Origin of the sequence: Pedobacter ginsenosidimutans, assembly GCF_001442625.1 — a bacterium.
Taxonomy (GTDB): Bacteria; Bacteroidota; Bacteroidia; order Sphingobacteriales; family Sphingobacteriaceae; genus Pedobacter; species Pedobacter ginsenosidimutans.
On the sequence record NZ_LMZQ01000013.1, the window covers coordinates 198,715 to 222,339 of the forward strand.

Sequence of the window (23,625 nt, forward strand, 5' to 3'; positions counted from 1 at the left end):
CCAAAGAAACACAGCTATTGCTTTTCAATAGAAAGATCTAAAATGCATCTTTGTGTCTAAGAACCCACATATGGAAAAGATGCTTCGTGCTTCAGCACGACTGAACAAAAAAGATTAAAACATTAGCGGGATGGGACCAGGCCCAAAAGCTGCTGCAATTGCTTTCTAAATCAATTTCATTCTAAATTTAGTCCTCCGAAATGAATTCTGCCTGATGAATCCCGAAGGATTATTGCCCGATAAAAATTAATGTTAATAAATTATCAATTAAGGGGTTCTATAATTTAAAAATTTAATTAGATTTGCCGACTTGTTAAAAAACAGCGAAAGACAAATTATTTTAAACAAACAATGCAAGGAAAAGGTTTTATTAAGTTTATAGCGATAGTATTGGCTATCGTTTGTGCGTACGCACTTTCTTTTACTTTGGTAGCATCCAAGGTGGAAAAAGACGCAAAAAACGCTGCGAAGGGTGATTTGGCCAAAGAAAAGGCTTACTTAGATTCGATGAGTACCGTGAAAGTTTATCCAGTAGTTGGATTTACCTATCAAGAGGTAAAAGCGAAAGAGATTAATTTGGGTTTAGACTTAAAAGGCGGAATGAACGTAACGATGGAGATATCGTTAGCAGAGTTGGTAAAATCATTAGCGGGCAACCCTACTGATGCTAACTTTAACAAAGCAGTTCAGAACGCACAGATCCAGTTAAATGCCGGTGGTAAAGATTACATCAAAATTTTTGTTGATGAATTCGAAAAATTAAGCCCTGGAGTAAAACTTGCAGATTATTTTTCTAACCAGGATAATGCATCTCAGTTAAAACCTAACGCAAGCAATGGCGATGTTGAATCTTTCTTGGAAAAAGAAGCTACTAGTGCGATCGATCGTTCATTTACAGTTTTACGTTCACGTATTGATGGTTTCGGTGTTGTTAGTCCGAACATGCAAAAACAAGAAGGTAGCAACCGTATCTTAATCGAAATGCCAGGTGTACAAGATAAAGAGCGTATTGCTAAACTTTTACAGGGTTCTGCCGAATTGCAGTTCTGGCAAGTATACCAGGTACAAGAAGTTGCACCATTATTAGAAAACATTAATAAAATTTTAGCTGCAACATTAAAAGCGGATGCGCCTGCAACTAAAGATACAACTGCTGCTCCGGCTGCTGGTGGTAAATTAGCTGGTTTAGAAAAAGCTGCTGCTAAAGACACTACGGCTAAAGGTGGCAAACTTGCTGGCTTAGGTAAAAAAGATTCTAGCGCAGTTAAAGCTGAATTGATTAAATCTAATCCATTGTATGCTGTTCTTAACCTTCCTATTTATCAAGGCGAAAACGGACAACAACAATTAATGCCAGGTGCAGTTGTTGGTATGTCGTTACAAAAAGATACTGCAAAGGTTAATGCTTATTTAAAACTTCCTGAAGTTGCTGCATCTATTCCATCTACGATGAAATTTATGTGGAGTGTTAAACCTAGAGAAGGTTCGAAAATTTTCGAATTATATGCAATTAAAGTGGTTAGTGCTGATGGCAAACCAGATTTAGGTGGTGAGGCAATCAGCGATTCGCGTGCAGACTTTGATCAAAAAGGTAAACCAGAAGTAACCATGTACATGACTAGCGAAGGTTCTGCTAAATGGAAAAAAATTACTGCTGAAGCTGCTGCTGATCCAAACAACAAAAAATCTATTGCAATTGTATTAGATAACCAGGTTTATTCTGCTCCTACCGTACAGAACGAAATTGCTGGTGGTGTTTCATCAATCACTGGTAACTTTACCCAAGCAGATACTAAAGATTTATCTAACATCTTAAAAGCTGGTAAATTACCTGCTCCTGCGCGTATTGCAGGTAGCTACGTAGTTGGTCCAACTTTAGGTGCACAAGCTATTCACGATGGTTTAATTTCATTCGTAATTGCCTTTATCGTAATCTTAATCTTCATGGCGTTGTATTATCACCGTGCAGGTTGGGTTGCTAACTTTGCATTGTTAATCAACTTGTTCTTCATTATTGGTATCCTGGTATCACTTGGTGCAGTATTAACCTTACCTGGTATTGCGGGTATCGTGTTAACCATTGGTTTATCGGTAGATGCAAACATCCTTATTTTTGAGCGTGTACGTGAAGAGCTTGCCCATGGCAAAAATACGGCTACTGCAATTAAAGAAGGTTTTAAACATGCAATGCCATCAATTATCGACTCAAACGTTACCTTATTCATTTTAGGTGCTATCCTTTACGTTTTCGGTAGCGGTCCGGTTCAAGGTTTCGCAACTACATTATGTATCGGTATCCTTTCTTCATTATTTGCAGCTGTGGCCATTTCGAGAGTAGTTTTCGAATCGTTATTAAACCGCAAAATCGATGTAAGTTTCGATAACAGCATTACCCGTAATGCATTTAAAAATATCAGTTTCAACTTTGTTGGCCGTCGTAAAATTTACTATGTAATCTCTACCATCATTATTATTGCTGGTATTGGTATGTATTTCAAAAATGGTGGTTTAAACCTAGGTGTAGATTTTAAAGGTGGTAGAACTTATTTAGTTCACTTCGATAAAGCAGTTAACACTGAAGATTTAAAAGCCAAATTAAACCCGGTTTTCGGTAACGAAACTCCTGAGGTTAAAACTGCAGGTGAAGATAGTCAGGTAAAAATCACCACTACTTTCCACATCGAAGATCAGGATATTAAAACCGATAAAGTTGTAGAAGATGCTTTAAACAAAGGTTTAGCGGGTTCTAAATATGAAATCGTAAGTTCACAAAAAGTAACGCCTATCATTGCAAGTGATATCGTAAACGGTGCTTTCTATGCAGTATTGATCTCATGTTTATTCATGTTTATCTATATTGTAGTACGATTCAAAAAATGGCAGTATGGTTTAGGTGCAGTAATCGCATTGTTCCATGATGTGTTAATGGTATTATCTTTCTACACTATTTTAGATGGTATTATGCCATTCTCATTAGAAATCGGTCAGGATTTCATCGCCGCAATTTTAACGGTAATGGGTTACACCATGACAGAGACAGTTGTTGTATTCGACCGTATCCGTGAGAAATTAAAAGAATCTGGTAAAGAAGATTTACATGGTGAAGAGCGTAACAACTTAATCAACTTCGCGTTGAACAGTACATTAAGTCGTACCATCTTAACTTCATTAACCGTATTCTTCGTGTTATTGGTAATCTTTATTTTCGGTGGCGATAGCATCCGCGGATTTATCTTCGCCTTGTTAATCGGTCGTATCATCGGTACATATTCATCATTATGTATCTCTACTCCTATCGTAATCGATTTGGGTAGCTCAGCCGAGAAGAAAAAGTAAGAGATTAATTTCTTAAAATATATAAGCGCTCCGATGTATCGGGGCGCTTTTTTTTGTGCCTTTTTTTAACCACGAAGGCACAAAGAACACAAAGTTATTTGCTATATTTTTTTGATTTTTGAAAAGCAGTACCTGTAGCTCGTCGGTTCATATAGTCCTGCTGTTCGTTTTATCCCGATGAAGAATCGGGATGCCCACTCCCATCAGGTTTAATTAACTTAAAATAGTGCAGCAAAACCTAGAAAACTCTGCTTCGTCATGCCAGCGTTATATCTTTATTATTAAGCAAGAATAACTGCCAAAACCTCATTTCCTAAACCTTTTGGCCATCTTTTTGTTACATTAGCAATAGATAAACCGATACGAAAATGGATTTACAACTTCCTAAAAGCGAATACCCTAGAGTAGTTATAGTTGGCGGTGGATTTGGAGGAATTGAGTTAGCTAAACGTTTAAAAAACAAACCCTTTCAGGTGGTTATGCTCGATAAACATAACTACCATACCTTTCAACCCCTACTTTATCAGGTAGCTACAGGAGGTTTAGAAGCCGATTCGATCGCTTTCCCTCTAAGAAAGATTTTTAAAGGACAAAAAAATCTCATTTTTCGGGTAACCAAAGTCACCGAAGTTAACGCAGCCGAAAATTGTTTACAGACTGATATCGGCAGAATTAATTACGATTATTTGGTTATCGCCACAGGTTCTACCAGTAATTTCTTTGGCAATAAAGAAATCGAGGCCAACTCCATGCCAATGAAATCCATCCCGGAGGCGCTGGATTTGAGAAGTCTGATTTTACAGAATTTCGAAAAATCACTGATTGAAAAAGATGTAGATAAAAAGAGCGCCTTATTAAACTTTGTGGTAGTTGGAGGTGGCCCTACAGGTGTTGAAACCTCCGGAGCCATTGCAGAGCTTAAAAAACACGTTATTCCGAACGATTATCCTGAAATGGATTTTAGCAAGGTGAACATTTACCTGATTGAAAATTCGCCTGAATTATTAGGTGTGATGTCGCCACAGGCGCAGAAAAAAGCCAAAGATTTCCTTACCGATATGGGCGTTACAATCATGAACGAAACCAGGGTATTGGGCTATGACGGCCATACGCTTACTTTACAGGATAAAGCACCGATTTTAAGTTCTACGGTAATTTGGAGTGCAGGTGTTAAGGGGCAAGTGTTGGCAGGTTTAGATAAAGCCGAAGTGGTAAGAGGCGGCAGATTGAAAACTGACACGCAGAATTTAGTGGTGGGTTATCAAAATGTATATGCCATTGGTGATGTTGCCGCTATTATTGATGAAGAAACACCAAATGGCCATCCTGGAGTTGCTCCTGCAGCCATCCAACAAGGACACCACCTGGCCAAAAACCTGATCAACATCAAAGAAAATAAACCTTTAGAAAAATTTAAATACTTCGATAAAGGGTCAATGGCAACAGTAGGTAGAAACAAAGCCGTTGTAGATATTGGCAAAATCCGTTTTCAAGGGGTTTTCGCATGGTTTACCTGGATGTTTGTTCACTTAATGACTTTGGTAGGCTTTAGAAACAAGATTATTGTTTTCGTAAATTGGGTTTGGAGTTATTTCAGTTATGACAGAGGAACCCGTTTAATCATCAGAACCTTTGCAAAAGATCGAAGTGTGGATTATAGAGACGAAGTACCAGCTGTAAAAGAAGAAGTTAAGGTTTCGTAATCTTTAATCTTTAAGGTAACTTATGATGATAAAAATTTGTTTCCTGTTTCTTCTTTTCTTTGCGAAAAACTTTGCGCATTTTGCGGTTAAACCAAAAACATGAGCCAAAACAACTTCAAATTAGTAGAATGTCCACGCGATGCCATGCAAGGACTGCACGATTATGTTCCAACCGAACTTAAGGCCGAATATTTGAATCTTTTGCTTCAGGTAGGTTTCGATATGCTCGATTTTGGAAGTTTTGTTTCACCTAAAGCCATTCCACAAATGGCTGATACAGCTGAGGTTTTAGCACAATTGGATTTGAGCATCACTTCTACAAAGCTTTTGGCCATTGTAGCCAATTTAAGGGGTATAGAAAGCGCTGTAAAGCACCAAGCTATAGATTACCTTGGTTTTCCCTTTTCAATCTCTGAAACCTTCCAACAGCGCAATACCAATTCAAGCATAATACAATCATTAAAAACGGTCGAAGAAATGCTCTCTCTTTGCACTAAAAACAATAAGAAAGCGGTTGTTTATCTATCGATGGGCTTTGGCAATCCTTATGGAGACGAATGGAATTATGAAATTGTAGAAAAGTGGGCTGATGTGCTGGTGACTAAAGGTGTAGAGATTTTGTCGCTGGCCGATACTGTAGGTGTTTCCACACCAGAAAAGATCGAGAGCATATTGCCTAAACTGATTTCGAGGTTTAACCATACAGAAATCGGTATCCATCTGCATGCTACCCCCGCTGAGCGGTTTGAAAAAATAGAATCAGCTTATCGTTCTGGAGTAAAACGTATAGATTCGGCATTAAAAGGTTTTGGAGGCTGCCCAATGGCTGCTGATGACCTCACAGGCAACATTGCCACTGAGGATGTAATTGGCTATTTGACTGCAAAAGGAGAAAATTTGAATCTGAACATGGATAAATGGAATGAGGCCATGGTGTTATCAGGGAAGATATTTCACTAAGGATTAAAATTAAAAGTTTGAGTCGCTTGCATCTTAACAAAATGGTTATTTTGCCTAGCTGGTTGCCACCTTGGCATCATTTTCAAAACCCTAATGGCTTCATTATCTAAAGTTGGATGTAATGTCTTTCTAACCTTAATATTTGTTATTTCACCTTTAATTGAAACTGTGAATTTTAATGTTACAGAACCTGTTATTTTCTGACCGGACATTTCTTCAGGATATTTTAGATTATCGTAAATAAACTTATTCATTTCAATTTCGCCAGATGGGAAAGTAGGCTTCCTATCTATTTCTTTAAAAGTACCCTTAATATAAACGTCAGCCCCAAAAACAGATCTATTTAAATTAATTAATTCTCCATTTGTATTCCAAATTTTAGTTTTTTTTATGATATTATTTTCAAAATAAGATTTCTTACTAACTTTCCCATTAGGAAAATACCAAACGAAATTGCCCTGTTTAATTTCGGGATCTAATGATTTAAATACACCTTTCATTTGAAGCTGATTACTTTTATAATAGTCTTTAACAAAAAAAAGGTTGTTTTCTCTTTCAGCTATTCTGTAATAATCATAGCTTGAATTATCAGTCTTTTCCCAGTTAGCATTAAAGTAAATAGTATCTATTTTTTGGGCTTTTGAGGCGATAGCCATTACAAGTAATAATAAGGATAGAGAGAGTTTTTTCATTTGAGAGGTGTTATTATTTTTTTTAGTTTCCAAACCTAAAAAACAGCGAAAGGTAATTAATTTATAATTATTTTTCAACTGGTCATTATTAAGAAATAATTTTTATTTCTTAATGTTTTTGCGAGTAGAACACAAAATTATCCGGAAAAACATACTCTAAATCATTGATTTTATTTCCCTTACAGCAAATCTTAATTAAACCTTCTTCACCATTTTAAAGTGCTGTATGCCAGCCTCTTCAAATTGCTCTCCCTCTGCTACAAAACCAAATTTAGCATATAAACTCATGGCATCTAATTGCGAGTTCAGGTAAATATAATGTGCATCTTCTGGCAAATCAGATAAAGCCTCAGCAATTAGGGCACGACCTACCCCCTGCCCTCTAAAATCTTTTAAAACTGCGAAACGTTCCAGCTTATAACCATTATCCGTTTTACGCCATCTGCAGGCACCGCAAGGTTGGCCGTTATTTGTTGCCAGAAAATGTGTAGATTCATCTTCATGTTCCCACTCCAATTCCGGTGGACAGTTCTGTTCGTCTACAAATACAATCTTGCGGATCGCAAATACTTTATCTAAATCTTCGGGATGGTTAACTTTTTGAACGTGCAGACTCATTATCGTGGTGTTTAAAGTGTTTATTCAATTTTAATTTCGATTCATTTAATGCCTCAGCAACATCAATTGAATGCGAACAATGAATATCGGCCTCTTTTTTGGCAAGTGTGGCAATCGTAACGTAAAATTTATGTAACTGATCCAGTTCTTTTTCGCTCAAATCTTCTATGTCAACCATCCGGTTGCTTGCACCCTGCTGCGCCGCAATCAATTCATTCAATTTTAACTGAATTGCCTTACCATCTTTATTCTGCGCCTTTTGGATCAAAAAAACCATCAAAAAGGTGATAATCGTTGTGCCCGTGTTTATTACCAATTGCCAGGTTTCAGAATAATTGAAAAGTGGGCCTGTTACTGCCCAAATCACTACGATTGCCGTTGCCGCTATAAATGCAACAGAGCTGCCTGTAAATTTGGTTGCCACATTGGCAAATTTCTCGAAAAAATTATTTCTTTTGGTATCGTTTTTAGATTTAGCCATTACAATTTGTTTGCTTAAATATAACCATAAAACAAACAAAAGCGCCATAAGTTTTTAAACCCATGGCGCTTTTGTTTCAATTGAAAGGTTGGAAAGTTGAAAGGTTTCAATGTTAAAACATTACAACTTTATAACCCTTCCAACTCCTTATAACTTATCGTTAACGTTGATACAGTTTAGATCTTCGAAAGCAGCAGTTAAACGCTTTACGAAAGTTTCTTCACCTTTACGCAACCAAACGCGTGGATCATAGTATTTTTTATTTGGTTTATCATCGCCATCAGGATTACCAATCTGGCCTTGAAGATAAGCTTCATTCTTTTTGTAATATTCTAAAATACCTTCCCAAAACGCCCATTGCATATCAGTATCGATATTCATTTTAATTGCACCATAAGAAATTGCTTCTCTGATTTCTTCCTGAGTAGAACCAGAACCACCGTGGAATACGAAGTTGATTGGTTTCTCTGCAGTTAAGCTGAATTTTTCTTTGATAAAATCCTGAGAATTTTTCAAAATTACCGGTTGCAATTTTACGTTACCTGGTTTATAAACGCCATGTACGTTACCAAAAGCAGCAGCAACTGTAAAACGAGGAGAAACTTTGCTTAATTCTTCGTAAGCATAAGCCACTTCGCTAGGCTGAGTATATAATTTAGAGCTATCTACATCGCTATTATCAACACCATCTTCTTCACCACCTGTAACACCAAGTTCGATTTCGATTGTCATGTTCATTTTAGCCATGCGCGCTAAGTATTTAGCAGAAATTTCCATGTTTTCTTCAATCGACTCCTCCGATAAATCCAACATATGTGATGAAAACAAGGGTTTTCCAGTTTCAGCGAAGAATTTTTCACCGTGGTCTAAAAGTCCATCAATCCAAGGCAATAATTTTTTAGCGGCGTGGTCGGTATGTAAAACCACAGCAACACCATAATGCTCTGCCAATAAATGTACATGTTTAGCTGCCGATACAGCACCTAAAATACATGCTTGCAATTTCTCATTATCTAAAGATTTGCCTGCATAAAACTGTGCACCTCCATTAGATAGTTGAATCATAACAGGCGAATTTACTGCCTTAGCAGTTTCCAATACCGCATTAACCGTATTTGTACCGGTTACGTTAACTGCTGGTAAAGCAAACTGATGTTTTTTAGCCTGCTCAAACAATTCTTGAACGGCATCTCCGTAAATTACGCCTTTGTAGCCTTTTAAACTCATTTCTTGTTAATTTTATTAAGTCCGAAGTTATAAAAAAAAATAACATTCCAAGCTTTTCTAACAACAGAATTATTTGCCTAACAGCAAAATAAGGCCTATTTAGTGTAAAAAACACATTATCCTTAGTGTAAAAAAGACACACTTAAGTTTACAATTAGCAGCTAGCAGTAGTCAATGCCAAGTTTTCAATTACCTATCCAACGCTTGCATTATTGCCAATCGACTATCAGCCAATTAACCATTGACTATTTTTACACCTAATAAAGGTTCGACTTTATTTTATTTTTCGTTTCTTTGCAATCCAATTCTTCAAAAAATTATATGGCTTGGTTTAAGAGAGAAAAAAAAGGTATCATCACCACAACAGAAGAGAAAAAAGAAGCACCAGATGGTTTGTGGAATAAATGTCCAAATTGTAAAAAACCGCTACATCAGGCAGAACTTCAGGAAAACAAATACGTTTGTCATTACTGCGATTACCACCTGAGAGTAGGCTCAAAAGAATATTTCGAGGTTTTATTTGATAATAACGAGTTTAAAGAGCTGTTTCCTAACTTAACATCGGGCGACCCTTTAAATTTTAACGATAACAAACCTTACACCGATAGAATTAAAGAAAGCCAGGCTAAAACAGGCCTAAAAGACGCTATCCGTGCCGGTGTTGGTAAAATCGAAGGACAAGACCTCGTAATTGCCTGTATGGATTTTGCTTTTATCGGCGGTTCGATGGGTTCTGTTGTGGGCGAAAAAATTGCAAGATCGATCGATTACAGCATTAAACATAAAGTTCCGTTCCTGATGATCTCAAAATCAGGTGGTGCACGTATGATGGAAGCCGCATTTTCATTAATGCAAATGGCTAAAACATCAGCCAAACTTGCCTTATTAGGTCAGGCTAAAGTTCCATATATCTCTTTATTAACCGATCCAACTACCGGTGGTGTAACTGCATCATACGCCATGTTAGGTGATATCAATATTGCAGAACCAGGCGCACTGATCGGTTTTGCTGGTCCGCGGGTAATTAAAGAAACCATTAAAAAAGATTTACCAAAAGGTTTCCAAACTTCAGAATTCGTTCTCGAACACGGTTTCCTCGATTTCATTGTAGATAGAAGAGCCATGAAAGCTAAATTGGGCGCTTTTATTAAAATGATGAACAACTAGTTGGTTCAATAGTTCATTAGCCATTGGTTCATTAGTGCAATCGACCAATGAACAAGTGAACTACAATAAGAAAAGCAGGGCTTGAATGACTTCGGTTAATTCAGTCCTGCTTTTCGTTTCAAGTCCTCGCTACACTGCGGGCTTTCACTTCAATCAGGTTTAATTAGATAATTTTGTAGTCCTTTTGAGAGGTTTTCCTAGCGTGTGTATTAAATTAAATCCCCCCCAGCTTAGTATTATACATGCGGGAGCGAACTTTAAAATCTCCACAACCTTTCCGAAGAACACATTCGGCATCAGAAGATTTGTAAGCAAAATGCAAATAAATCTTTACTGCAGCTCTACTTCGCTCAGCAATGAAGTAAGAAATCCTACGAGTGTTGCAGAAACAAACAAAAACCACTATCCTTCACACGGCTTAGGATTGCGTTTAAAGATTTATTTAGGATTTGCTACAAAGGTTCGCAAGCCTTGATTTTTGCTCCACTTTTTATCAAGAAAAAGTGGAAAGCCCGTCTGGCTAAGACAAAAACACCACAAATTTTTCTTATTTTTAAACTAACCAAACCATAAACTAAATGAAAAAATTATTCCTATTCATCTCCTTGATCACCGCTATGTTCACCACTCAGGCGCAGGAGAACAAAGCTAAAGCCCCTTATGATGAAGCCTTAGCTAAAAAGCTTGGTGCCGACAACTACGGCATGAAAATGTATGTGCTGGTTATTTTGAAATCAGGAACGAATACCACAGAAACAAAAGCCAAAACAGATAGCTTATTTGCCGGGCATATGGCAAACATGGGTAAAATGGTCGAAGCACAAAAACTCGTAATTGCTGGCCCAATGGGTAAAAACGATAAAAATTACCGCGGTATTTTCGTTTTAAACACAAAATCAATTGAGGAAGCAAAACAATTATTAGAAAGCGATCCGGCCATCAAAGCTAAATTACTGGAACCAGAATTATACAATTGGTATGGCTCTGCAGCACTAGCTGAGTATTTGCCATTTCATGATAAGATCCAGAAAAGTAGTTTTTAAGGTTGTTTGCTTTGGAAGTACTGAAGATACGGAGAAGTTAAAATAGTGAGGTCGGGCGTTACTATCTGACTTTTCAGCCTAATGAATCATTCAAGATCCACTTGTGAGACTGCTACGGCGATGAAAAATCGCCTCGCAATGACGATCCTACTTACTGCAACATTTCCATTAACATCCTGCAACCCTACTCCTTATTTCATAAATTAGCTTATCAAATAATCAACCCTAACTAATTATGAATAAAAAACTACTCTTTTCTGCACTATTGCTGTGCACTTCGGCCAGCATTTTTGCGCAAGACAAAAAAATAATCGACAATATTGTTAAAGAAGTGAACGAAAACTCTCAATTAGAGAAACTTGCTCACGAACTTTTAGATGTTGTTGGACCACGTTTAGTTGGTTCACCACAAATGAAACAAGCCAATGACTGGGCCGTAAAAAAATATACAGGTTGGGGTATCTCTGCAAAAAATGAAAAATGGGGCGAATGGGCTGGCTGGGAAAGGGGCATTACACACATCGATTTAATAAGTCCACGGGTTAGAACCTTAGAAGGTACGCAATTGGCCTGGAGTCCTTCTACAAATGGTAAAGCGATTAATGCAGAAGCGATTATTCTCCCAGAAATTACAGATTCGGTAGCTTTTCAAAAATGGTTGCCAAATGTAAAAGGTAAAATCGTATTGATTTCGATGAATCAACTATCTGGCCGACCAGAAAAAAACTGGGAAGAATTTGCCACAAAAGATTTATTCGAAAAGTTTAAAAAAGAAAAAGCCGACGCCGCTAAAGCATGGACAGCCAGCATAGCCAAAACTGGTTTAACAGCAAAAACACTTCCTATAGCGATAGAAAATGCAGGTGCAGTAGCGGTGGTGATCAATAACTGGTCGCAGGGTTTTGGCGTAGATAAAATTTTTGGCGCAAATACTAAAAAAGTCCCAACTTTAGATTTATCTGTTGAAGATTACGGCCTGGTTTACCGCCTTGCGCTGAACGGTGATAAACCTAAACTAAGAATCGAAGCAGATGCGAAGAAATTAGGCGTAGTACCTACTTTTAATACCATAGCCGAAATTAAAGGCACGCAGAAACCAAACGAATATGTGATGCTTTCTGCACATTTCGATTCTTGGGATGGCGCAAGCGGCGCTACCGATAATGGTTCTGGTACCATTTTAATGATGGAAGCCATGCGCATTCTAAAAAAAATCTATCCTAACCCTAAACGTACCATTTTGGTTGGCCATTGGGGAAGTGAAGAACAGGGCTTAAATGGTTCAAGGGCTTTTGTAGAAGATCATCCGGAAATTGTAAATAATCTTCAGGCTTTGTTTAACCAGGATAACGGTACAGGCCGGGTAGTGAATATTGGCGGACAAGGCTTTGCTAAATCGAAAGATTACATTACCCGTTGGTTGGCTGCAGTACCAGATACCATTAAAAACCAGATCAAAACCAATTTCCCAGGGTCGCCTGGTGCAGGAGGTTCTGATTTTGCTTCTTTTGTTGCCGCCGGAGCATTGGGTTACTCGTTAAGTTCTACCAGCTGGGACTACGGAACATACACCTGGCACACCAACCGCGATAGTTACGACAAATTAGTTTTCGACGAGATTAGAAGCAATGTAATTTTAGCCGCAATCATGGTTTATATGGCCTGCGAAGATCCTGAGAAAACTTCAACTGAAAAAGCTACAGATTTACCTGTAAACGAACGTACCGGAAAGCCAGCAACCTGGCCAGTACAAACCAAATCGAACAGAAAAGGTGGGTTGTAAATAAAGATTTTGAACACGTTTTAAAGGAGCATTTGGAAACAGGTGCTCTTTTTTTGCACTAATTCTGATATGCTGTCATTCTTCGTCATCGCCCAGTCGTCATTCCCGTGAAAACGGGAATCCTAAAACTTATTGCACTTCATTAAGATTCCCGCCTGCGCGGGAATGACGGCCGATTTTAAAATCTATCAGTAGTAGTATTAATTTTTTTACTCCTCTTTCTTCTGGAACTTATAAAACAGATACCCCAAAAAAGGTAGAATCAATACACTCCCCAATAAAAGTGCTAAACCTAAACTATAAATGGTTTTTTCAGGCCCTGCGGTTTCGAGAAGTGAGATTGCATCACCATTTTTTAAACGGATAAAGTTTGGAAAATGCGCGTAACTAATGGCCAAGAGGATCATTGTGACCTGAAAACCAGCTAAAATGCGTAAAACTTTTGTTTTACCTTTAATTAGCAGGTACCATAACAGCACAAGGGATAAACTTGCCAAAATAATGGCCGATAAACCAACATTGCTCTTAAAAACCCAATCAGTCAATGGAATTTTATCTCTTTGGGCAGCAATAAATACCATCGCACCAAAAACTACGGCAGCCACGTTCATAAATTCCGCCTTTTTAATAAAACGGCGTTTATCATGTGCTTCTTTTGTTTCACCTATAAGGTAAATAGCAGCAAGAAAACCACAAAGAGAGACCGTAAACATGCCTACAGCAACAGAAAACCAGTTCAGCCAGCCCGAAATATACGCGGTATAAAAATCGTTAGCCTGCGTATCGATATGGCCTGAAATTAAGCTTCCGGCAATAATGCCAAGGAACAACGCCGTTACAAAACTCGAATACCTGAATATGCGGTTATAAAACCACTGCATATCATCTTTAACAGCATCGTAATGGCGGAATACAAAGGCGGTGCCCCTTGCAATAATTCCGATGAGCATAATCGCCAATGGAATATGCAGATAAACCGACATGGTGGTATAAATATGCGGGAAACCCACGAAAAGGATTACAATGGCAATAATCAGCCACATATGATTAGCTTCCCAAACCGGACCAATGGCCTGGTACATGGTTTTACGGGTTTTACTTCTGTTTTTTGTTGAAGTAAACAGTTCAATAATCCCTGCACCAAAATCAGCCCCGCCCAATAAAAAGTAGAGCAGAATGGCCATGCATAAAAATGTAATTACAACTTGTTCCATCATTTATTTTTTTGCCACAGATTTTGACAATTCGACTGCAAGTCTCAAGCCTTCATCCGTATTCATCCTTTTTATCAGTGGTTAATTAATTATTTTCTTTCTGGTTTGTTATAGAGTACTGGCACCATTTTAATCTGGCGGTAAAGCAAAAACGTTACAATAATGCTTAGAGATACGTAAATGGCCGAGAAGATATAAAACGAGTAAGCAATACCCGGCATCGGTGTAACGGCATCCTTAGTGCGCATAATGCCATAAATAATCCATGGCTGTCTACCAACCTCCGTAACTACCCAGCCGGCCTCTAAAGCGATGTAACCAAGCGGAATGGCCACAACAAATAATTTCAACAGCCAGCGTTTCTCGGTTAAGGGTTTCTTTTTAAATAAAATGAAGAAATAAGTTAAGGATACTAAAAGGAGCAGCGTACCAATCCCAACCATAATCTGGAAAGCATAATGGGTGATGGCTACCGGAGGATGTTCGTTTTCGGGAATCTGATCTAAACCCTTTACTTCAGCTTTGAAATCGCCATGGGCCAGAAAACTTAAAGCGCCAGGGATTTCGATTGCACCTTTTACCGTTTTATCTTTTTCATTCACAATGCCGCCGATTAATAGTGGAGCAGGTTTTTCAGTTTTGTACAATGCCTCCATTGCAGCAAGTTTAGCAGGTTGCCTTTTGGCTACATCTTTTGCCGAAATATCGCCACTCAAAGGCTGCAATAATGCGCCAATGCATGCAAATATGGCCGCTATTTTAAAAGCTTTCAAATGAAATGCTGCATTACGGTTTCTCAGGATCATTAAAGCATGTACACCTGCCACAGCAAAGCCCGTAGCGGTAAATGCGGCTAAACACATGTGTAAAGCCTGACTAAACCATGCTTTATTGAACATGGCCTGTATGGGATCGATATTCAGGTATTTTCCGTTTATAAAATCAAAACCCGCCGGGCTGTTCATCCAGGCATTTGCGGCAACAACCAGTATTCCGGACGCTAAACCACTCACCCCTACAACCATCCCGGTAAACCAATGGAACCATTTATTTAACTTATTCCAGCCATACAAGAAAAAGCCAAGGGCTATCGCTTCGATAAAAAAGGCTGTTCCCTCTAGCGAAAAAGGCATCCCGAATATTGGCCCGGCGTGATCCATAAACTTTGGCCAAAGTAATCCTAATTCGAAAGATAACATGGTACCCGATACCGCACCGGTAGCAAAAAATATGGCTACTCCTTTACTCCAGGCTTTAGTAAGATTTTTATATACCTCATCGTTTGTTTTAAGCCATTTATAATGCGATACGGCCATAAAGAAAGGCATAACCATGCCAATACATGAAAAAATGATGTGGAAGCCTAACGATAAGGCCATTTGGGAACGGGCTGCAATAAAATCATCCATGAGCTGTAGATTTTGAATTGTAACAAATATAGTTGTTAAACACTAAAGCCTACGGTAATTCAATGACGTTGAAAGGATTATTTTAAATATAGAACGTTTATAAATTGAAAAAAGATTTGGTTGTTCTTTAATACATGAACACCAAATTTCAAGGTTTTCATCCTGAAAGATAATTTATTATAAAAATCAATACGAATGACAGGGTGGTAATGATTTAATATATTGCATTAAGATTCCCGCCTGCGCGAGAATGACGATCATTCTATTGGATTCTTTCAATGGTATCGGAGTTGAAGGATTGTCCATGGAATTAATTCGTTCAAAAATTTATTAGCAAAAAAATTCTTTTCCCAATAAATTTGGACAAGATAATAATTACTGCTTATAAGATTGCTTCGTCGGCTGAAAAAGCCTTCTCGCAATGACGAAAATCTTCTAAACCCCTTTCAACTCATCATAAGCAGCACCTAAACTCCTTTGAATGCCATCTCCCTTCCATTCTGTTGCATTTGGGATTGAGCTTGCTTTTAGAATGTCTTCTTTACTTTTACCTGCTTTGATTTCACCGCTCACAAAAGTTAAAAGGTTCTGCAGGTAATTTTGAAAAGCTTTAACATCTGCTTTGTTTCCGGTCACTTTTTCAGGATCCAAGCTATGTCCCCAGATAAACAAGGTATCTTTATCAAATTGAGCCAAAATTTTATCCAATGCCGTGATCCAATTGCCAATGTGTGCGCCATTTTCCCGATCAATGTAAGGAAACTTACGGTTGAATACCAAATCGCCTACATGCGCAATATTTGCGTGCTCAAAATGATAAACGGCATCGCCATTGGTATGACCGGAACCATAATAGTAAGCTTTTATGTTTTCATCGCCCACTTTTGCAGTCCATTTTGTTCCAAAAGTAGTATCAGGCAGTAACTGTTTATCTAAATTATTTGCTTTCTCCGCAGCTCTTTTTTGGTTCACCAACGAATTTTGATGCGCCACAACTTTTTCGGCCAATCCTTTAAATGAGATATTGCCAGCGGTATGGTCGCCATGATGGTGGGTATTAATCAGGTATTTGAAAGGTTTTTCACCCAGTTTTTTTAATTCTTCGATCACATGCGGTGCCGAAGTTGGGAACTGGGCATCTACCACTACAAAACCATTGCTGGAATTTAACCAGCCTATTGTACCGCCCTGTTCGGTAAATATCCCCACATTATTGCGCAATGGTTTAAAGTTATAGGCACGCATTAGCGCTTGCTGTGCAAAAACATCAGTTTTATAAATTGACAGCAAGGCCATGGCCAATGCCGAGTTTTTGATAAAATTTCTTCTTTCCATTTTGGGATTTAGCTAAAAAACCACAGCAATTGCTGTGGTTTAAATTTAGTCATTTTGTTCGTAAATTATATTCTGACCAGTTATATTCCTGAACCAGGTGTTGGTCCGGGTTCGTGTCCTGGCCCTAGTGGATTATTTTTTCGTTTATCATCTTTGTTAAAAAGATTAGTGGTTATTTTCGATGATTTATTTTCATCTAAAGAATCATGATCTCTCACATCTTCTACTTTTTTATCTAGCAAATCGTTCTCAACAACTTTACCTTTTTCCTTATTTGTTTCCATAGTACTGTAAATTGATCTATTAAAGAAACAAGTGAAAAATAAGATTGTTTTTGCTTAGTTGTTTTGGGAATGGCTTTATTGACACCAAATTTCCATGTTTGGTGGCTCACTTCTTCTCTAGTCTTAGCATCTCGCTAAGACCTTTCAATTAATCTTGTTTATGCTTCAGTAGCAAAAACTAAAGTCTTAGCGCGACGCTAAGACTAGTTTAGGTTTTTAACACCCCGACCGTACACATATACTAATTACTTTTCCGCTTTACAAATAAGACCTCTGGTAAAATTATTTTAATTTCTTCTGTCGCTCCTTCTTTTAGCCAGTAAAGGACAAAATTCACTTTTGCCCCTTTCAGATCGTAACCTTTTTTGGATTGTGATTCTATTTCAGAAATAAATTTCTTTGAGAATTTAAGAACAGACTGGCCATTTAAGTTCTTACATTCATCTCCATCAACAATTAATACCTCTCCACTTATTAATGGTGATATTAAATTTTGCTTATTGGCAGTATAATCTAACCAGATATCAGTATGTGTTAAGTTGCATACAATTTCTTCCAATTCAGGATATACATTGTTATCCTCAATCCTTTCTAAATTTTCGACTTCGATCTGATCCAGGTAATTGCCATTTAAATGGACTGACAAATTATTTTTAGCCCTGGTCATTCCTACATACAATTGCCTTTTAGTACTATCCTTACTCATATCAAAATCTTTTAAAAGCAGAAAAACATTATCATATTCTTTGCCCTTTGCTTTATGGATGGTAGAAACCATAATTGTTTCACTATTATCACTAAAAAAATCCTCGATCTTTGATTCTTTGATAAAAACGTCAAAATCAGACTTATACTTGATTTTTGGGTTAACAGCTTCAAAATCACGGATGAGGTGATCACAGATTTTAAATTTGGAGCTTTTTTTAAATTTATAGCTTAATTCGCGGTATGCGTTGGCCCAAACCTCGTCACTGTAAGTATATACTTCATCATTTGTTACCAATTTTGTTAAGAAAAACCTGATTTCGGCAAGATTATATAGATTAAAAGAATCATTCGTTTGTATTAACTGCGCCGGCACTTTATATTTCAGCAAGCTACCAACAACCATGGCTGCTTCTTCATTTGTTTTTGTTAATACGCATGTTGTTCCAGTTAATCCAGTTTGCAGAATATTATCAACCAATGGGGAAATTAAATTGCCGCTTTTATGATGGATTATTTTTATGTTGCCATTATCCCTACGTATTGGAATAATTGGCGTTATTTTTAAACGATGGCTTACTTTTGTGATGAATTGATTACTGAAAGAAACCAAATTCCGTTTACTCCGATAATTATCAATCAATTCATACTTAACAGCGTCTTTTTTATTGATAAATTCTTCCAGATATTTCGAATCTGCATTTCTAAACTCATAAATGTTCTGATCATCATCACCAACGGCAATCACCCGCATTTCTTCATTTTGCTCCATTAAGGTATTAATCAGCTCAAATTCATCGGCATTCATATCCTGTGCTTCATCAATTACCAAAACGGCTTTAGTGATTTTACTGATTTCTACTTCATTACTTTTTATTTTGGCTATTGTATTTTTTAGAATTGCATCTGCTTTTTCCAAACTTCCTACCTTTCCAAGTAGGTCGAAGCAAAAAGAATGAAAAGTTTTGATCTCGACAAAGCCCGCCGCATTGCCAATTAGTGCCAGCAGTCGTTTTTTAAACTCTGTAGCTGCTGCCCTAGAAAAAGTAAGCATTAATAACTGCTCATGCTTTACATCTTCCATTAATAAAAGAGAGGCCAGCTTATGCACCAATACCTTTGTTTTTCCGCTTCCGGGGCCAGCTGCTACAACAATATATCTGTTTTCTTTATCTCCTATTATCTGCGATTGGCTTTGAGACAAACTACCGAACAACTGACGATATTTAGCAGGGGTAATATTCCGTTTTATTTCATTCTGACGGTTTGAATCAAAGTATTTATTCACAAATGACGAGTAATTTAACTGGAAATAATCATTAACAAATGCTAAGGCCAAATTATAATTTTCGATCATTTTCTTTGCATACTCCCCAACAATATGGATCTGTTGTATCTTATTTTCGTAAAACTGACTTAGTTTTTCATAATCTTCGGCCTTATACCTTCTTTTATTATCATTTTCCAATCTATCTATTGTTAAACGGTTATAGATCACCATAAAACCGCCTTCAATTTTAATTGCTTCTATCCTGGAGAGATAAAAGAGGGTATCTTCTACATCATCGATAGTAACAGTAAGTTGAAATAAACTGGTCCTATTATGAAAAGCATCCTTTAGTCCGTGCACCGAAAATTCGACCAATACTTCATCCTTTTCGGCATTTTCTTTACTACTGTTGGATTTATCATATAAATATTCTACTATAAAACGAGCCAATTCATGTCTTTTATTTAGATTACCTGTCAACGAACCTAACAATGGCGTGGTAATTACTGTAATGTGATTTTTGGAGGCTGAATGATTTTGCCTCTTGATCCAGTTCTTTATTGTCCAAAAATTGATAATGGTTTTGATTTTGTTGGGCGTAAAATCACTAAATCCCAAAGATTCTGCTTCTTCATTTAGTTCTTTCAGGTTGATTGTTCTTTTCTGTTCTTTAAAAACCGGCAATAAGAAGTTCTCAATTTTTCTAAATGTTTCTACAATACTCAGTGAGCGGTTGCGGTTTTCATTCTTTTTAATAAAAGCGGTTAAATCCATCGTATCAGCAAGAATTTTCTCTTCCCGTAGCAAGTTTATAATATGGATCACATCTTCTTTTACGATCCCCAAATGATCGGATATATAATCAACACGTGCCTCACCTCCATCATCCGAAGCCAGTTTTCTACTTTTGCTCGATAGCAGTTTCTTGATAATCCGGATCGCCTTTTCTTTCTGTTTTTCATCAAACCTAAAGGAATTGTTAATTTTATCGATAGCCTCCTGAGCTGTTTTGGCCAAAATGCTATTGGCAAAAACCCGGGGCATATTTTGTCCACGCTTTAGGTATCCAGCTTCTTCTAAGGCTGCAATAGCCGTAGTAACCCTTGTTTCCATTTCATTAACACTATCGTCCCATCCTGCTTTTCTAGCAATTTCCAATGCAGAATTTGAAACATTTAAACGAAATCGTGTAATATCTTTTACCGCTTTCCAAATCTGCTGGATTTCTTTAATGCTTAGTTTGGTTTGATTAAGCAAAATAAAATGTTTGCTTAAATCTTCTTCGTTAAACAATACATAACAAACTGCCGATAGCTTTTCATCACGGCCTGCCCTGCCCGCTTCCTGAACATAATTTTCTAAAGAGTCGGATATATCATAATGCACCACCATCCCAACATCTTTTTTATCTACCCCCATCCCAAATGCAGAAGTAGCAACCATAATATCGGTTTGTCCGGCGATAAATTCGTTCTGACTTTTTGTTTTTTCGCTTGATTCCATCCCCGCGTGATAAAAAGCTACAGAAAAACCATCCTGTAATAAGCGATTAGCCAGCTTAACAGCCCTACCCCTTCTGGATACATACACAATGGTTGGGCATAGTTTTTCCTCTATCAGATCTCTTAGCGCATTATATTTTTCTTCTTCGTCGTTCTTTTCAAATACATTGTAGCTTAGGTTTGTTCTCGAAGCCTTCGAACTAAAAACCTCCAGATCAAGCGACAATTTATTTTTAAAATAATTTCTGATGTCTTCTATCACATTCTGCTTTGCGGTGGCTGTAAAACAGGAAACGGGAATACCATCTTCGAGATTCTTCTTTTCCTGCAATAGCTTGATAAAGTCTCCTATATACAGGTAATCAACCCTAAAATCTTGCCCCCATGAAGAGAAACAATGTGCCTCATCTATTACGAAACGGATAATTTTCCGCCCCAAAAGGAGCCTTTCTATTGATTTAGACCGTAAAGATTCTGGAGATATATAAAGCATTGATGCTGAGCCATCCTCTACCCGCTCAAAAGATTTCCCCCGCTCTATTGGGTCTAGCAGACCGTTTATTGTAACTGCTTCAGTTATTCCTATTTTTTCCAGATTATCTACCTGATCTTTCATTAAAGACTGTAGAGGAGAAATAATGACGGTAAGTCCTTTTGCATTTGCACCGGCCATTAAAGCTGGCACCTGAAATGTTATGGATTTGCCTCCTCCTGTAGGAAATACAGCTAAAATAGATTTATTATCAATGGCTGCCTGTACTGATTTTTCCTGCAGGGGCTCATCCGCATAAAGTCTGTACGAATCAAACCCGAAATATTTTTTTAATCCTTTACGGATGTCTAATGCAGTGTTACAATATTCACAACCGGTTAAACATGGCTTGTTTGTTAATTCAGCCATGATACGCTCAACCTTTGGATAATTTTTTAATACCCACCGTGGTGTAATTGAATCCCTGTTTTGGCAATTGATTATGGATAAACAGTAAGCCAGCTCTACAGGATCCTGTTGTACAATTTTATCAAGATCTGCATGTTCACAGATTTTGGATTGAAATCCACCACGGATAATGCTGGCAATTTCAATACGTTCAGCCTGAAAATTAATAAATTTAAAAAAGGCACTAAACTCTTTTTTATCCTGTAACAGGGTATGAAATATCTGTTTCTGCTGGCTATCTAATCGATCAAACGTGGCAACTTCATCATAAAAGAGATCCTTAGTTTTTATAGCATCATTTAAGGGATTATTTAATTCTTCCACTTGAAGTTTATCATCTTTTAATAAAGCATGATAAGGTTTATTTGGAAAAAGCAGCGGTGATAAATACAGCGTATCAATAACCTGTAGATTATCTAATCCGGTTATTGATTTTTTAAGGTGTGGTATATCATGATAAATAATATTATGTCCACAAATGAATTCGGTATTGTTTAAAAATAAAGAAATGGATTCGGTAGAATTTGAATGGATACTTGTTCCATCGTTCTTTACACCGCCAATGTCAAGGATTTTTAGTGTATCGGGATTGATTTCGGTATCTACAAAAGCTATTGATTTCATAAAAACGGCAAACTGAGGGCATTAATAACTGATTATCTAATATGCAATATAATAAAACGAGATGTATATCTATTATATACAACTATTTGTTTTTAAGAATATTATGGCTCCCGACTTCATGCTGAATTGCCAAGTTCTTTGTCTACATAAAAAAATCCCAGTGAAAACTGGGACTTTTTTATTCGATTATCAGTTATTTTTAAGATAATGAAAGAATGACAATCAATTCTATAAAGATTGTTTCATCCAATAAAATTTGGACTAGGTATTAAATAAGAAGAGTCCATATTTGATCCTCCATCTGAGCATAGCAATAAACCTTATGGTTGGTGAACTACCAACCAAGCAATTAAAAGATTCTTCATTGCATTCAGAATGACAGAATTATAAAGAGAAGTCGTCATCTCGATTCAATAGTAATCGGATGAAGCGCGCTACCTGTACCGATTTTCATCAGTAGCGAAACAGAGAGATCTATCTAGGCAGATTTCTCGACTGCGTTGCACTCCGCTCGAAATGACGGCATCTCGACGGCAGATTTTAAAACATTGCTCCGGGAAGTTTTCCTAATTCGTGAATGCAGCCGAAAGAATGAAACCTTCTTTTATGGATTTTGTTGAAATGATTTGAAGATTCAAACGAAAATGGATTAAGGATAAACTTGTAAATGTGTTTCCTTTCTTCATTTAATTTTTCTTCCTGCTTCGCGTTCTCTAGATTTTGATTGTTTTGGCTCTTTTCCATGACGATATAGATTGTTGAAAACATGGTTAGTTTTCAGGGTTAACAATTTTAATCAGAATGCTTTTTTCAGCTACTCTATGCAATTGTAAAAAAGCTATTTAAAATTTGCTTAACCTTATACCACGGGAAATTTGATAAGGTTTCGTTCTGGAACAACATTAAAATGGCGTGGATTGCCTTTATCTTAATTAAATATAAGTTTTATTTTCGGGTTTTGCAAGAGTTTTTTTACCTCACCAAAAGCCGTAATTATTTTAAAGCGATTTTTCATTTTGGAAATCAGGTACAGTGGCATTTAGGCAAGTACAGCCCTACTCTCCACTTTATCCCGATAGAATCGGGATGCTCGTTCCGATCAGGTTTAGGTGGCACAGTCTGCAATACTATTTGAGGGTGCAGAATAGATCAGGCATCATGCCATTAAACCCTCAATAACAGCACTGGCCTCAGTTTGTAAACCTGATTGAAATGGAAACCCCACAGCCCGATTTTCATCGGGCGAGGATTTGAAATGGAAAGCAGGACTAACCTCAAAATGAAATGCTGCCTTTGCTTTCCAAAAAAAAAATGGACTTCAAACTATGTTTA

General features: G+C 37.3%; 15 protein-coding genes. 6 read left to right on the forward strand and 9 right to left on the reverse strand.

Features of this window, described 5'->3' with window-relative positions; genetic code table 11:
• Positions 1 to 351: 351 nt before the first annotated feature.
• The 3 genes from secDF to ASU31_RS16890 all read left to right on the forward strand — a co-directional run bounded on the left by secDF (position 352) and on the right by ASU31_RS16890 (position 5,999).
• Positions 352 to 3,336 carry a protein translocase subunit SecDF gene (gene secDF / locus ASU31_RS16880; protein ID WP_057933449.1) on the forward strand — a complete coding sequence of 995 codons (2,985 nt, stop codon included), beginning with the start codon at positions 352 to 354 and terminating at the stop codon, positions 3,334 to 3,336.
• Between the two features lie 368 nt (positions 3,337 to 3,704).
• Positions 3,705 to 5,039, forward strand: a complete 1,335-nt coding sequence (locus ASU31_RS16885; protein ID WP_057933450.1) for an NAD(P)/FAD-dependent oxidoreductase — start codon at positions 3,705 to 3,707, stop codon at positions 5,037 to 5,039.
• A 99-nt stretch (positions 5,040 to 5,138) separates the two neighbouring features.
• On the forward strand, positions 5,139 to 5,999 hold the full coding sequence (locus ASU31_RS16890) for a hydroxymethylglutaryl-CoA lyase (RefSeq protein WP_057933451.1): 861 nt from the start codon (positions 5,139 to 5,141) through the stop codon (positions 5,997 to 5,999).
• Here the strand turns inward: ASU31_RS16890 and ASU31_RS16895 are convergent.
• The 4 genes from ASU31_RS16895 to fbaA form a co-directional block, all read right to left on the reverse strand.
• The gene (locus ASU31_RS16895; RefSeq protein ID WP_057933452.1) at positions 5,996 to 6,769 is read right to left on the reverse strand and encodes an energy transducer TonB; all 774 of its coding nucleotides are present in this window, start codon (positions 6,767 to 6,769) and stop codon (positions 5,996 to 5,998) included. The two genes, ASU31_RS16890 and ASU31_RS16895, sit on opposite strands and share 4 nt — an antisense overlap.
• A gap of 117 nt (positions 6,770 to 6,886) precedes the next feature.
• Positions 6,887 to 7,309 carry a GNAT family N-acetyltransferase gene (locus tag ASU31_RS16900; RefSeq protein WP_057933453.1) on the reverse strand — a complete coding sequence of 141 codons (423 nt, stop codon included), beginning with the start codon at positions 7,307 to 7,309 and terminating at the stop codon, positions 6,887 to 6,889.
• The gene (locus ASU31_RS16905; RefSeq protein WP_057933528.1) at positions 7,284 to 7,790 is read right to left on the reverse strand and encodes a low affinity iron permease family protein; all 507 of its coding nucleotides are present in this window, start codon (positions 7,788 to 7,790) and stop codon (positions 7,284 to 7,286) included. The genes ASU31_RS16900 and ASU31_RS16905 overlap by 26 nt, the downstream gene beginning before the upstream one ends.
• Before the next feature lie 147 nt (positions 7,791 to 7,937).
• On the reverse strand, positions 7,938 to 9,017 hold the full coding sequence (gene fbaA, locus ASU31_RS16910) for a class II fructose-bisphosphate aldolase (RefSeq protein ID WP_057933454.1): 1,080 nt from the start codon (positions 9,015 to 9,017) through the stop codon (positions 7,938 to 7,940).
• 321 nt (positions 9,018 to 9,338) lie between these two features.
• Between fbaA and accD the strand changes: the two genes are divergently transcribed.
• The 3 genes from accD (at position 9,339) to ASU31_RS16925 (ending at position 13,010) form a co-directional block, all read left to right on the forward strand.
• Positions 9,339 to 10,184: an acetyl-CoA carboxylase, carboxyltransferase subunit beta gene (accD, locus tag ASU31_RS16915; RefSeq protein WP_057933455.1), complete on the forward strand. Its 846-nt coding sequence runs from the start codon at positions 9,339 to 9,341 to the stop codon at positions 10,182 to 10,184.
• 578 nt (positions 10,185 to 10,762) lie between these two features.
• Positions 10,763 to 11,227: a YciI family protein gene (locus ASU31_RS16920; RefSeq protein WP_057933456.1), complete on the forward strand. Its 465-nt coding sequence runs from the start codon at positions 10,763 to 10,765 to the stop codon at positions 11,225 to 11,227.
• 235 nt (positions 11,228 to 11,462) lie between these two features.
• Complete coding sequence (locus ASU31_RS16925) at positions 11,463 to 13,010, forward strand: M20/M25/M40 family metallo-hydrolase (protein WP_057933457.1); 1,548 nt, start codon at positions 11,463 to 11,465, stop codon at positions 13,008 to 13,010.
• Between the two features lie 209 nt (positions 13,011 to 13,219).
• On the opposite strand, the gene ASU31_RS16930 is transcribed toward ASU31_RS16925, so the two are convergent.
• From ASU31_RS16930 to ASU31_RS16950, 5 genes are all read right to left on the reverse strand, one after another.
• Positions 13,220 to 14,224 carry a cytochrome d ubiquinol oxidase subunit II gene (locus ASU31_RS16930; RefSeq protein ID WP_057933529.1) on the reverse strand — a complete coding sequence of 335 codons (1,005 nt, stop codon included), beginning with the start codon at positions 14,222 to 14,224 and terminating at the stop codon, positions 13,220 to 13,222.
• 89 nt (positions 14,225 to 14,313) lie between these two features.
• Entirely contained in the window at positions 14,314 to 15,633 is a 1,320-nt protein-coding gene (locus ASU31_RS16935) for a cytochrome ubiquinol oxidase subunit I (RefSeq protein ID WP_057933458.1), read from the reverse strand.
• 435 nt (positions 15,634 to 16,068) lie between these two features.
• Positions 16,069 to 16,968 (reverse strand): MBL fold metallo-hydrolase, encoded by a 900-nt coding sequence (locus ASU31_RS16940; RefSeq protein ID WP_057933459.1) that lies wholly within the window; start codon positions 16,966 to 16,968, stop codon positions 16,069 to 16,071.
• An 80-nt stretch (positions 16,969 to 17,048) separates the two neighbouring features.
• Positions 17,049 to 17,252 carry a hypothetical protein gene (locus ASU31_RS16945; protein ID WP_029280513.1) on the reverse strand — a complete coding sequence of 68 codons (204 nt, stop codon included), beginning with the start codon at positions 17,250 to 17,252 and terminating at the stop codon, positions 17,049 to 17,051.
• Positions 17,253 to 17,493: 241 nt separating this feature from the next.
• Positions 17,494 to 22,293, reverse strand: a complete 4,800-nt coding sequence (locus ASU31_RS16950) for a RecQ family ATP-dependent DNA helicase (RefSeq protein ID WP_057933460.1) — start codon at positions 22,291 to 22,293, stop codon at positions 17,494 to 17,496.
• Between the last annotated feature and the right edge of the window lie 1,332 nt (positions 22,294 to 23,625).